10 protein-coding genes and 1 pseudogene are annotated in these 12,841 nt (G+C 68.6%); 7 read left to right on the top strand and 4 right to left on the bottom strand.

Features of this window, described 5'->3' with window-relative positions:
- Window positions 1-173: 173 nt before the first annotated feature.
- Together JJ691_RS52300 and JJ691_RS15430 are read right to left on the bottom strand one after the other, a co-directional pair.
- Window positions 174-410, bottom strand: coding sequence for an integrase (locus JJ691_RS52300; protein WP_249227946.1), 237 nt, complete (start codon window positions 408-410; stop codon window positions 174-176).
- On the bottom strand, window positions 411-632 hold the full coding sequence (locus tag JJ691_RS15430; RefSeq protein ID WP_211769457.1) for a hypothetical protein: 222 nt from the start codon (window positions 630-632) through the stop codon (window positions 411-413). It abuts the gene before it with no gap.
- Between the two features lie 736 nt (window positions 633-1,368).
- Between JJ691_RS15430 and JJ691_RS53360 the strand changes: the two are divergent.
- Window positions 1,369-1,551 (top strand): annotated as a pseudogene (locus JJ691_RS53360) (hypothetical protein); the annotation flags it as partial.
- Window positions 1,552-1,872: 321 nt separating this feature from the next.
- Complete coding sequence (locus JJ691_RS15425; protein ID WP_211769456.1) at window positions 1,873-4,701, top strand: AfsR/SARP family transcriptional regulator; 2,829 nt, start codon at window positions 1,873-1,875, stop codon at window positions 4,699-4,701.
- 180 nt (window positions 4,702-4,881) lie between these two features.
- Here the strand turns inward: JJ691_RS15425 and JJ691_RS15420 are convergent, their stop codons facing one another.
- Entirely contained in the window at window positions 4,882-5,106 is a 225-nt protein-coding gene (locus JJ691_RS15420) for a hypothetical protein (RefSeq protein ID WP_211769455.1), read from the bottom strand.
- A gap of 86 nt (window positions 5,107-5,192) precedes the next feature.
- A complete protein-coding gene (locus tag JJ691_RS15415; protein WP_211769454.1) occupies window positions 5,193-5,783 on the bottom strand; it encodes a helix-turn-helix domain-containing protein in 591 nt (196 codons plus the stop codon).
- An 89-nt stretch (window positions 5,784-5,872) separates the two neighbouring features.
- On the opposite strand from JJ691_RS15415, the gene JJ691_RS15410 reads away from it, so the two are divergent.
- The 5 genes from JJ691_RS15410 (at window position 5,873) to JJ691_RS15395 (ending at window position 12,837) form a co-directional block, all read left to right on the top strand.
- A complete protein-coding gene (locus JJ691_RS15410; protein WP_211769453.1) occupies window positions 5,873-6,520 on the top strand; it encodes a class I SAM-dependent methyltransferase in 648 nt (215 codons plus the stop codon).
- Complete coding sequence (locus JJ691_RS15405; protein ID WP_211769452.1) at window positions 6,517-7,008, top strand: DinB family protein; 492 nt, start codon at window positions 6,517-6,519, stop codon at window positions 7,006-7,008. Before JJ691_RS15410 ends, JJ691_RS15405 begins: the two co-directional genes overlap by 4 nt.
- A gap of 757 nt (window positions 7,009-7,765) precedes the next feature.
- A complete protein-coding gene (locus JJ691_RS15400) occupies window positions 7,766-10,399 on the top strand; it encodes an ATP-binding protein (protein WP_211769451.1) in 2,634 nt (877 codons plus the stop codon).
- A gap of 317 nt (window positions 10,400-10,716) precedes the next feature.
- Window positions 10,717-10,848 carry a hypothetical protein gene (locus JJ691_RS52930; protein ID WP_256449395.1) on the top strand — a complete coding sequence of 44 codons (132 nt, stop codon included), beginning with the start codon at window positions 10,717-10,719 and terminating at the stop codon, window positions 10,846-10,848.
- Between the two features lie 144 nt (window positions 10,849-10,992).
- The gene (locus JJ691_RS15395) at window positions 10,993-12,837 is read left to right on the top strand and encodes an ABC transporter ATP-binding protein (RefSeq protein WP_211769450.1); all 1,845 of its coding nucleotides are present in this window, start codon (window positions 10,993-10,995) and stop codon (window positions 12,835-12,837) included.
- Window positions 12,838-12,841 lie beyond the last annotated feature (4 nt).

The raw sequence follows: 12,841 nt of genomic DNA, 5'->3' as shown, positions 1-12,841 counted from the left end.
ATGACTCTGCCGAGACGGTCCTGTCACCGCATGGCGAGGCGTTCGATATGACCGGCCTCAAGTGGCTGGGGCCGGGCTCGCAAGGGTGCTGCGGCGGCAAGTGATCGGTGGGTTCGGGGCTGGTTGTAGTGCCGCTCGTACTCACGAAGCGCGTGCCGTCGATGGGTCTCGTTTCAGACCAACGTGCGGTCCAGCAACTCGGTGCCGAGTGTCTTGACCCAGCGTCCGGTGATCGCGTTCATGCGGGGCATCCGGACACCGGTCAGCACCGTGGTGATCGCGGCGCCACTGAGGATCTCGTCGATCAGCGCGGGGTATTTGGCGTCGAGGTCGCGGATGAGGAACCTGACCCGCGCGAGGCTGCCAGTGTCCTGGAGATCCATGAGCAGGTTGCGGATCGCCTGCGTCACTCAGGCATGGGTGGGAGGTGCGGTGATGCCGAGAACATGGACGCGCCTGCCAGCGTGGTGGATGGCGGCGAGGATGTACTGGCGCTGCCCGGTCAGGGTGATGGTCTCGATGAAGTCCATCGCCAGGATCGCCTCGCCCTGGGAGCGCAGGAAGGCCGCCCAGGTGGTGATTGCCTGGTGCGGGGCCGGGTCAATGCCGTCGGTCTTGAGGATCTCCCGCACGGTGGGGGAGCGATCGTGATGCCGAGGAGGGCGAGTTCGCCGTGGATGTGCCGGTAGCCCCAGGCAGGGCTCGAACCTGCGCGCCTCTGGCGTCGTCGGTGAAGTCGATCACACAGGCCTGGGTGAACTGGGTCTTCGGCTGGCCCGGTGACGCTGCAACGGGCCCAGTCGGGTGTGGGGACCGGTGGCGACGGGCTGATTGGGCGCCCATCGGACACGTAGGGGCGGGAACAGACGGCAGCGGCGGTCAACGGTCACGAATGGTCGTCGCCCGCGCTCGGTACGTGGTTGTTGTGGCTTGTTGATGTCGGTTGCAGATCCACCTAGTCGGGTGATGCGGACCGCGACCCCATAACGGTGTTGCGTAAAAACGTGGGGGCACCCGCTCCTGTTTCGCTCCTGTTTACGGGCTCAGATGGGGCTTTGGTCCACTGTGGATGATCAACTGAAGCTCGTCGGCAGGCACGAGAAAGACCTGCCGACCTGGGCATCTGCCCCGGCCTGGCGGGCCTTCTTCGACCGTCGGGACGACAGGATTTGAACCTGCGACCCCTTGACCCCCAGTCCTGCCCGGATGATGCGTTGACCTGCGAAAACAGAGAATCTGCTGCGTGCTGTTGGTCTGTTGACGTCAGGTGACAGCGGATCGACGTCGTTCCAGTAGGCAGGACGCTCCTGTTTCGCTCCTGCTGCGATTCGCGTTCGAACTCCGTGAGTGGTCTAACGCGACTGGCGCGAACTGATCGCCAGCGAGCTGCGGCACACGGCCGCCACCGGAGAGATCGCCGCTCTCGACGCCAATCCTGTCGCCTTCCAGATCGACGTGGTCCTCATCAGCGCGAACACCGCGCTACGGTTCGGCGACGACTGCGCCGTGCCCAGGCCCACCGCATCGTCGGCGGATTCCTGGTTCGACTGAGGAGTTGAGCGGTGCTCGCGCAGGTCAGCCGCGCTCCCATTGCAAGCACGTCCTTATCACCAGCACCGACCTGTTCGCCGAACAACGCCGGCCCGGAGTGACGGCTGCTTGGTGTGGACGGACACACCACGTCCTGATCCCCCTGAACCCCTCGTGGTGTGTCCGCCGGTGCGGGCCCGCCAACCCCCCTGTCCACCTGGCGGACCGCCGCATGCACCACGCTGCCGTGCCGCGCGGGGAAAATTCTTGAATTCTGCTTGAATCGGCCGGTAGACCGCGATAAGCCGAAGGGGTACCGGACGCGACGGGTGGGGGAGCGGGATGGCGGCGGAGTTCCGTCTGCTGGGTGGTGTCGGGGTGGACATCGACGGCAGGCCGGCGGACATCGGTCACGCCCGCCAGCAGTGTGTGCTGGTCGCGTTACTGGTCGACGTCAACCAGACGGTGTCGGTCGACCAACTCGTCGACCGGGTCTGGGGCGAACGTCCACCGCTGCGCGCCATCGGCACGCTGCACAGCTACGTCACCCGCCTGCGGCGCGCGCTGGCTGATGCGAAGGACGTCGCCATCGTCCGGCGCTCGGGCGGCTACGCCATCTCAGTCGACGACATGCTGACGGTGGATGTGCGCCTGTTCGGCCACCTGCTCACCCAGGCGCGCGCGGCGCCGGATCCCGATCGCGCCGCCGCGTTGTTCGCCCAGGCCCTGGCGCTGTGGCGGGGGGACGCGCTGACCGGCTTGGACTCGTCGTGGGCGGCCACCGTCCGCGAGGGGCTCGCCCGCCAGCGCGCCGCCGCCGAGCTCGAACACACCGACCTGCGACTGCGCCTCGGCCAGCACGCGGAGCTGGTGGCGGAGCTGTTCACCAGGGCCAGTGAGCATCCGCTGGACGAGCGGGTGGCCAGCCAGCTGATGCTGGCGCTGTACCGGACCGGCCGCCAAGCCGAGGCATTGGCGCACTACCAGGGGATTCGGGCCCTGCTGGCCGAGGAACTCGGCGCCGACCCCGGCGCCGATCTCCACCAACTGCACCAGCAGATCCTGACTGCCGACCCGCTCATCGCCACCCCCGCGGCGTCGGCACGGCAGTCTCCGCCGCCGGTGGCGCCCCGGCAGCTGCCCGCGCCGCCGGTGTGGTTCACCGGGCGGGACAAGGAGTTGACGGCCCTCACCGCGGCGCTGACCGCCGGCGAAGGGCCGGGCGGCACGGTGGCGATCTCCGCCATCGGGGGCAGCGGCGGGATCGGCAAGACCGGGCTGGCCCTGCACTGGGCCCACCAGCACATCGACGAGTTTCCCGATGGGCAGTTGCACGTCAACCTGCGCGGCTTCGACCCGACCGAGCCGCCCACCCAGCCCGCGGTCGCCGTCCGTGGCTTCCTGGACGCTCTCGGGGTCGTCGGGAACGCGATGCCGGCCGACCCTGACGCTCGCGCCGCGATGTACCGGAGCGTGGTCGCGGGCAAGCGAATGCTGATCGTGCTGGACAACGCCGCCGACAGCACCCACGTCGTCCCGCTGCTGCCGGGCAGTCCGACCTGCACGGTGCTGGTCACCAGCCGAGACCGGCTGGCCGGGCTGGTCGCCGCCCACGGCGCTCGGCCACTGCCACTGGACGTGTTGTCCGAAGCCGAGGCCAGGACGCTGCTGGCCACCCGGCTGGGGGCCGGCCGGCTGGCCGCCGAACCCGACGCGGTGGCGGAGCTGTTGGCCTGCTGCGGCGGGTTCCCGTTGGCATTGAGCATTCTCGCCGGGCGCGCCACCGCGCACCCCGAGTTCCCGCTGGCGGAGTTGGCCGCCGAGTTGCGGGACGCCACCACCCGGTTGGGGGCCCTGGACGAGGGCGACCCAGCCGCGAGCCTGCCCGCGGTGCTGTCCTGGTCGTACGCGGCCCTCAAACCCGACCAGGCCGCGGTTTTCGGGCTGCTCGGGCTGGCGCCGGGCCCGGACATCAGCGTGCCGGCGGCGGGCAGCCTCACCGACCTGCCTGCCGGCCGGGTCAGGGCGGCGCTGCGGGCGTTGGAGCGGGTTTCCCTGCTGCAACAGGATGTTCCCGGCCGATACCGGATGCATGACCTGGTCCGCCTCTACGCCGTGGAACAGGCCGGCCGGGACCAGTCCAAGCAGAACCGGGACGCCGCGCTGCGGCGGCTGACCGACTTCTACGTCCACACCGCCCACGCCGGAGACGGATTCCTCAACCCGTACGCCTCGCCGATCGACATCGGCCAACCGGCGCCTGGCTGCCACCCCCAGCCCTTGGACGACGGGGCGGCGGCACTGGCCTGGTTCGACGCCGAACACCCGAATCTGCTTGCCGCTCAACAGAGTGCCGCCGAGCAGGGCTGGCACCAGTCGGTGTGGCAGGTGGCCTGGGCGCTGACCGGCTTCCACTGGCTGCGGGGACACCTCCACGACGACGTCACCGTCTGCCGGGCCGGGCTGGCCGCCGCCGGTCACCTGGACAACCCCACCGTGTTGGCGATGGCCCACGGGCGTCTCGGCCTGGCCTGCGCCCGAGCCAGTCGGCACGCGGAGGCGGTGGAGCAGCTCCAGCGGGCGCTGGCCCTGGCCGAACAGGCCGGTGACCTCCCCAACCAGGCCTACATCCACTGGGCCCTGGCCCAGGCGTTGGTGCTGCAGGGCGAGGATCGGCGGGCGCTGGAACACGCCACGCACGCCCTGAACCTGTTCCAGGCCTTCGACAACCCGGCCTGGCATGCCCGCGCGCTCAACCTCGTGGGCTGGAACGAGGCCCATCTGGGCGACTACGACCAGGCGCGCGCCCACTGCGAGGCCGCACTCGCGCTGTACGAGGGCCATCCCGACCGCGAGGGTGAGGCGGGCACCCTGGACAGCCTGGGGTACATCGCGCACCACTCCGGCCGCCACGCCCACGCCCTGGACTACTACGACCAGGCCCTCACGCGGTGGCTCGACCTCGGCTACACCTACTACGAGGCCAACACCCTCGACCAACTGGGCCAGACCCACGTCGCACTCGGAGATCACGATCAGGCCCGCGCGGTGTGGCAGCGGGCGCTGAAGCTGTACCAGGACCAACACCGCACCGCCGACACCGCGCGGATCCAGGAGCGACTCGACGCACTCGGCGACGGCGGGGCTCCAGCCGCACCGCCAGGTTCCTGAAGTGGAGGGACGGCCATTCGGGATCAGAGCCGGGAGACCGAACCTGGACGTTCGCTGCGGGGGTGCGGTAGGCGTCGCCGAAACGGCGCTGTAGCAAGATGTCCGATCGCGGGCGGCCGGCGGGGATGGCTTTCACGATGAACTCCTGGATGCGCGCCGGTTCCACGGGAGTCAGGTGGATCATGCACAGCAACTCGCACGCTCACTGGGAATCGACCAGGTGATGTCGGCGGCGGTGGTGGCGGAGACGACGGCGGACGGGCGGGAGTCGATGTCCTCGGCGAAGATGCGGGCGGCTAGCAAGTCGTCCCAGTGCCGGACGAGCAAGTCGGCCTGCGCACGAAGCGCGACCGTTTCCGGCTCGGCGGCGTGATCAACGAGTACCGGCGAGTTGCCTGATCTCACCGGCGAAACACCTGCTCACCGCCCTGCGCATGGAGTTTTGGCGCGGTGCAGGAAGAACAGCGCGCCGGTATGGTCCGGGTCGCGCGCTACCGGGTGGTGCGGGTTCGCACGTGTGCCCGTTCGCCTTGCGGTCCGAACAGGACGAGTGTTTCGACAGGGTGGCCGTCGGCTGATCCGAGCCAGTGTGGCAGTGCGGTGTCGAACTCGGCGGCCTCTCCGGGCGACAGGACCAGGTCACGGTCGCCGACCCGCAGCCGGAGCCGTCCATTGAGGACGTACACCCATTCGTATCCGCCGTGCGTCTGTGGTGTTGGCTCCGCCGGTTGCGGGCGGCTTGGGATGAGCATCTTGAGCATCTTGAATGCCTGCACTCCGCCCGCGCGGCGGGTGAGTGGGATAAACGTCATGCCGTGGCGGTGGATCGGCTGCAAGTGGATCCGCGGGTCACCCGTTCGAGGAGCGCCGACGAGGTCGCCGAGAGGCACCCCGTACACGCGGGCCAGCGGCAGCAGCAGTTCCAGAGTGGGTCGCCGCCCGCCGCTTTCCAACCGTGACAAGGTGCTTTCCGACGTCCCGGTCGCCGTCGCCACCTCGGCCAAGGTCAATCCGCGCTGCTTGCGCAGGGCGCGCAACCGGGGGCCGACCGCGTCCAGCACCTGGTCTGTCTTCTTCGCCATGACACCCGACCTTGCCAGATCGGCAATTTTTCGTGCCGTCCGTGATGGCTCGGCGCCAGGGTGATGGCAACCGATCCGGCGAGGAGAGCATGAGCATTCACAACCAAGCCGCCCACTTCTGGGACGAGCATTACCGCCGGCGCGCCGCCGAGTCGCCGGACGCGACGGTGAACCTGAGACCGGTCGAGATCGCCGGACCGCTGCCCCCGGGCGCCGGGCTGGACCTGGGCTGCGGAGCGGGAGGAGACGCTCTCTGGCTGGCCGGCCAGGGCTGGCGGGTGACCGCGGTTGACATCTCCGCGTCAGCCGTACGCTCGCTCCGGCGGCAAGCACACCGAGTCGGTGTGCCCGTCACCGCGCTCTGCGTCGACCTCGCCGAAGACTTCCCGGCCGGGACCTTCGACCTCGTTTCCGCGCAGTACCTGCACACACCGTTCACCCTGGACCGCACCCGCGTGCTGCGGACCGCCGCGAAGGCGGTGAACCCAGGCGGCCGCCTGGCCGTCGTGGACCATGGCTCCACCGCGCCGTGGTCCTGGAACCAAGACCCCACCCTCCAGTACCCGACGCCCCGGGAAGTGGCCACGGAACTGGCCCTCGACTCCGCCGAATGGTCAGTCGAACGCGCGGACACCCCACAACGCCAGGCCATCGGCCCGGCAGGCGACAAAGCCACCGTCGTCGACCACGTACTGGTCATTCGCCGAGCGGGAGCAGATCCGGAGGGACGGCGATGAGTGCGAGGCGCAAACGTGACACCGGGCCTCCCTCGACCGGACCCGGCGAGAGGGACATGCTCGTCGGCTTCCTCGACTACCTGCGTGCCGCTGTCGCGGCCAAGGCCGAAGGGGTGCCGGAAACCCAGGCCCGCACCGCCGGCGTGCCGTCCGGGACGAACCTGCTCGGGCTGATCAAGCACCTCACTTACGTGGAACGGCACTGGCTGCTTGGCCACGACGTGGCCGACTGGCAAGCCACATTCCACCCCACCCCAGATGACGCCGCCGACACAATCCTTGCCACCTACCGAGAAACCATCACCGAAGCGAACACCAAGATCGCTTTCTGGGACGACCTCACCGAACCAGGGCCCCGGCCGGCCAGACCCGGTCGCCCGAGGCCGTCCCGGCGATGGACACTGGCCCACCTGATCGAGGAAACCGCACGGCACGCAGGACACGCCGACATCCTGCGAGAGCTGATCGACGGCACCACCGGGCGCTGAAACATCACCAGCGCCGGTGCGAGCGCCGGGATCGACGCCTAACTTCATGTCGTGCGGCGCATGTGGGGAGCGGTCGCCGCGATGGCAATCGCCCGCACGATGGCCGTGCCCCCGGTGCGTAGCCCGAGGCAGGCGCTGGAGCTGATCGGGCCTGGTGGGGATGAGCGCCTGCGCGGCAAAGTTCTCAACAACTCCAGCGGCACCGTCCGTCACTGGGCCAGAGGTGCGAACTGATGCTGGTCACGCCGTTGTGGTGTGGTCCAGTCGTCGGTGCCACTGGCAGATCATCAGCTACCGCTCGCCGATCGGCTGCGGGCCGGCGCTGCCGTCGGTGAGCGCTGGGTTGCGCGGAACGTGCTGGCGACACACGGTTGTCGGCGAAACCCGGAGAGGCCGGGACTTGCGCGCAATTTCGACTTGTTAGACGACGTTATCCGGTGGACGTCGTACACTCGTTCGCAGTATCGCATTGTCGCGGGCCGTCGAAAATTGTCGATTCAAGTATGGGGTTCGGTGGCGTGTCCGTACATTTGCGGGCAAAGGTGTGGACCAATTTTGGCGAACGGTGCCCGTGTGTCCGCCCTGGTGGTTCTTGACATTCATGTCGCGTTGGATTGAGGATGTGCCGCATTCCGTTCACGGGGGACGGTCGGGTTGGGCATGATCGTGTTGGGGGCTATCCTCAACAGAATTCTCGTGAGGAGATGCGGTGGGGCAGCGCCACCCTGCACTACATCGCTCCATCGTGGTTCTCGACGTGGAAAGGTTCGGCGACGACGCGCGCACCGACGAACATCGACTTGAGGTGCGGCGTGCGATGTACCACGCCGCCAGGAGCGCGTTCGACCGCGCCGGTGTCATCTGGAGTGACTGTGCGGTCAGCGATCTGGGTGATGGCGCGCTTATCCTGGTCTCTCCGGAAGTGCCGAAGGTGTGGCTGGTCGAATCGCTGCCGTTGCGCATGGCTGAGGCGCTGCGGCGACACAACGCGAAAAGCGAGGCGGGCAGTAGAGTTCGTGTTCGAATGGCTGTACATGCCGGAGAAGTCCGCCACGACACCCACGGCACGACAGCGGAGTCGATCAAGCACGCGTTCCGGCTGATCGACGCGACGATCCTGAAGAAGACCCTGGCGGAGTCGCCGGGGTCCCTCGTGTTGATCGTGTCCGACTGGTTCTACCGGGAGGTCGTCTGGCACGACTCCGCGGCCCGGCCGGCCAGTTACCGTCGGGTGGACATCGCGGTGAAGGAAACCGAGGCTCCTGCCTGGTTGGCTCTGCCAGACGCTCCCGACCACATTCGCGGGCTCGGGGACAGCGACGGCAGTGAACGGGCTGTGGCCCTGACGAGCCGGCCGCGTGCTGGATCCCGGCAACCCGGTCCCGCGCAACTTCCGCACGGTGTGCGTGGCTTCGCGGGCCGCACGGCCGAACTCGGCGCACTAAGCGCGATCGTGGAAGGCGGCCACACGGTGGAGGCCGTCCTGATCTCGGCGATCGAGGGCGCGGCCGGCGTCGGCAAGACCGCGCTGGCACTGCACTTCGCGCATTCGGTGACCGATCGGTACCCCGACGGCCAGCTCTACGTCAACCTGCGAGGGTTCGACGCCGACCAGAGCCCGATCACGCCGGCCGAGGCACTGAGCCAGTTCCTACGGGCGCTCGGTGTGGACCCGAAGCATCTACCGGCCGATCTCGACGAGTTGCAGGGCCTCTACCGCAGCGTTGTTGCTAAGCGTCGACTACTCGTCCTACTCGACAACGCAGCGACGGTGGAACAGGTTCGCCCCCTGTTGCCGGCAAGTCCCCACTGTCTGGTCCTCGTCACCAGCCGCAACAGGCTCGGCGGACTGGTCGCGCGTGACGGCGCTCATCGGATCACGCTTGATGTGCTGCCCCAGAGCGAGGCTGTCGCCTTGTTGGAGGACGTGGTCGGCGTGGACCGTGTCCGAGGGGAGTCTGATGCGGCGGTGCGGATCGCGGCGTTGTGCGACTTCCTGCCGCTCGCATTGCGCATCGTCGCCGAACGCGCGGTGAGCGAGCCCTATCTCACGCTGACGGACCTCGCGACCAGTCTCGCCGGCGAGCAGCATCGCCTGGACCAGTTGGTCGCCGAGGGGGACGAGTCGACGGCCGTGCGGGCGGTTTTGTCCTGGTCGTACCGCGCGTTGGAATCCGCCGAGGCGGGGATGTTCCGGCTGCTCAGTCTGCACGCCGGCGGCGAGTTCTCGGTGGCTGCCGCCGCGGCGTTGTCCGGTCGGGGGCTGTCCGATGCGCGTGGTGTGCTCGGCTCGCTCGCGCGCCAGCACCTGCTGCAGCACACCGCGAAAGACCGCTTTCGTTTCCACGACCTTGTCCGCATTTTCGCCGGAGAGACGTGCGCAGGCGTTGATTCCGATCGCCTGCGCAAGCAGGCGACGCGCCGGATGATCGAGTGGTACCTGCGTTCCGCGGACGCGGCGGACCGCTTCCTCGTGCCGACGCGCCGACACCTCACCCTCACCGAATCGCAAGTGGACTCGTTGGTCGCGCCGCCGGACACGTTCGACGATGCGATCGCTTGGTGCGAACGCGAACGGCCGAACCTGTTGGCCGCGGTCCGGCAGGCGGAGGCGATTGGCATGGACGATCTCGCCTGGCAGATCCCGGTCGCGTTGTGCTGGTTCTACTACTTCCGTCAGCATTGGGCAGAGTCCCTTGCCGCCTACGACTGCGGCCTCGCCGCGGCCCGACGCTGCGGCGACCGGCTCGGCGAAGCATGGATCCTCGCCAGCTTCGGCGTGACCTACGACAATCTGCAGGACGACGCGCGGGCACGTGAGACGACCGAGCGATCGTTGGCGATCTCCGAGGAGATCGGAGACTGGTGGGGTGTCGCGATCGCCCACACGAACCTCGGCAACGACTACAGCGGCGGCCGGGCGCTCCCCGAGGCGATCGAACACTCGCGCCTCGCGATCGAGACCTGGCGGCGCGTGGGTGATCGCCGCGGTGAGGGCATCGCGTTGGACAACATCGCCGAGTGCTACCGCAAGATGGGGGACTACCAGCACGCGGAGACGTACTACCTGCTGGTCCTCAATGTGTTCCGCGAGATCGAGAATCTGTGGGGCGAAGCCATCGCCCTGGTCGGCTTGGGACGGGTGCGGCAGCATCTCGGTGACCTCGACCAGGCCGTGCTGTCGCTGGAGGCCTCCCTGGACATTCGCCGGCGCCTCGACGACAAGTGGGGACAGAGCGAGAGCCTCCACCACCTCGGGATCGTGCTCCACGAACGCGGGCAGCGGGAGGAGGCACGGGTCACCTGGATGCGTGCCCTGGCCATCTGCGAGGACATCGCGAACCCTCGGGCGGACGACATCCGTGCCCTCCTGTCCGGCCCTGGGCAGTAGGCCGCTGACCGCATAGCCGCCACTCAGGGACGCGTTGACGTCGTGATACTGGCCAATCGACCCTCGCTCACGAACGTCGAGACGTCAGCGCACGGCGAGGCCGAGCAAAGCAAGGCAGAGCGGACCCCTCCTGGCCAGTGAATGGGTTGTGCACAACGATGTCCGGTTAGGCGGACTCGAGTACACCATCCGCCTCCATTGCATCCTGCTCCAGCGGGGCGCCGACTTCGCGTAGAACCTGTGGGGCTCGCAAAGTCATTGCTGCAGGTGGCAGCTGGGCCACAGCGCCTCGGGCAGTTACTGGGATGCTAGCCCGGATGACCGTCTCGCTACTGTGCGGTGCAACCCGTGCGCTGCTGTCCGTGCCAGCGGTAGTGCTGCGCCAGGGCACCGCCAAGGACACAAAACTGCTCGTGCTGCGGCACGAGAACGCGGTGCTGCGACAGTAGCGACCGTCCTGACTGCGGACCTTGCCAGCACCCCGACGCGTCCCTATCGTTCCGGGAGGCAATCACGGTCCGAAGAGGACGATGAATACCGGGCGACCTCCGCGGTGCCGTCCTCTCGTCTCGGCGGTGGGAGGAATCCGAGCGATGTCACTGTTCGACGGGCTGCTGTCGAGGATGGCGCCGACGACGACGTTGCTGCGGTGCACGGTGGTCTCAGGTCCGTTGCTGGCCCTGGGGCTTGCCGGCACGCTGGCTGTCTGCGTGGCGCTACCTGCCCTGACCGCGGTCGTCAGCGGACTCCTGGTCCGATCGCTGGCCACCGCGTACGACAGCGGATGGAGCGTGGCGCAGGCGACCGCGAACGGCGTCGGTGCCGCCGTTGCCGTCTTGTTGCTCCTCTTTCTGGCGCAGCAGCTGGCAAGTCCGGTCGTGCAGGCACTGTCCGACGCACTCGGGCGACGACTGGAGGTCCACGTGCGCACGCGGGTCATGGCGGCCAGCCTCGCACCTGCCGGCATCCTCCACCTGGAGGACAGTGTCGCGCTGCGCCGGCTGTCGGACGCGCAGAGCTGGACGACCGGCCGCGCGGGCCCGAGGGATGCGGTCGTCGCGATGGCCGTGCTCGTGCTACAGAACATGCAGGGTGTCCTGGCGGGACTCCTGCTGGTCGCCTTCCGCTGGTGGCTGGCCGCGATCCTGCTCGCCGTGTACCTGTCGGTGAAGTCCCTGTTGGTCAAGGACTTCCGGGCCGCGCTGAGCGCGATCGCCGGTGAGCCCGACGCGATGCGCAGGTCGGTCTACCTCCGTGACCTGGCGACCACGGCCGCCGGGGCGAAGGACCTGCGGGTGTTCGGCCTCGGCGACTGGGTCGGCCGGCGATTCCGCCAGGAGTGGTCGCTGGCCATGCGCGCTGTCCGGAACACGCGGCGACGCTGGAGGTGGCTCGGTGCGGCGGTCTCCGCTGTCATCCTGCTCGCTCAGGGCTGGGCGTTCGTCGTGCTGGGCATGGCGGCGCTCGACGGCGACATCACCGTTGGCGAACTCACCACCTTCGGCACGGCCGTACTGGGACTGGCACCCCTGCTCGGTGTGTCCTACGACAGCGCGCGACTCGGCGACGGCCGCCGCGCCGTGTGCGCCATGGTGGAACTGGAAAACGAGCTGCGGGACACCAGGTTCACGGCGCCGGGTGAGGCCGTCCCGCCAGTGGTGGGCCATGCCATCAGCTTCGAGGGGATCTCCTTCCGGTACCCGGGCACCGACCGGTGGATCGTGAAGAACCTCGACCTCGTGATCGACGCGGGCAGCTCGGTCGCGATCGTGGGCGCCAACGGCGCCGGGAAGTCGACCCTGGTCAAGCTGCTGTGCCGGTTCCACGAACCCGACACGGGCAGGATCGTCGTGGACGGCACTGACCTGGCCACGACCGACGCGCGAGCCTGGCAGCGGCGGATCGCCGCCGTGTTCCAGGACTTCACCAGGTACGAGCTCAGTGCCCGGACGAACGTCGCGTTGTCGGCAGCCGACGACCCCAGCGGCTGGCCGACGGTGGAACTGGCGGCAGCACAGGCCGGCGCGGACACGGTTGTCGCGGCGCTGCCCGGTGGATGGGACACGGTGCTGTCCGCACGATATCCGGGCGGTGTCGACCTGTCCGGTGGGCAGTGGCAGCGGGTGGCCCTGGCGCGAGCGCTGTTCGCCGTTCGGCGCGGCGCCGGCATCCTGGTGATGGACGAGCCGGCGGCCGCGCTCGACGGGCGTGCTGAGGCCGAGCTGCACGACCGGTTTCTCCAGTTGACGAAGGGAATCACCACCGTGGTGATCTCGCACCGCTTCTCCACCGTCCGCCATGCGGACAAGATCGTTGTGCTGGACCGGGGATGCGTGGTCGAGCAGGGCAGCCACGACGAGCTGGTGTCCGCGGGAGGCACGTACGCGCGGATGTTCCGGCTCCAGGCGCAGGAGTACTGCCGTCAGACGGACGAGTGAGGGC

The organism is Kutzneria sp. CA-103260, from assembly GCF_018263855.1.
GTDB lineage: Bacteria > Actinomycetota > Actinomycetes > Mycobacteriales > Pseudonocardiaceae > Kutzneria.
Note: the sequence above shows the minus strand (reverse complement) of the source record. Positions and strands in the feature narration are given on the sequence as shown.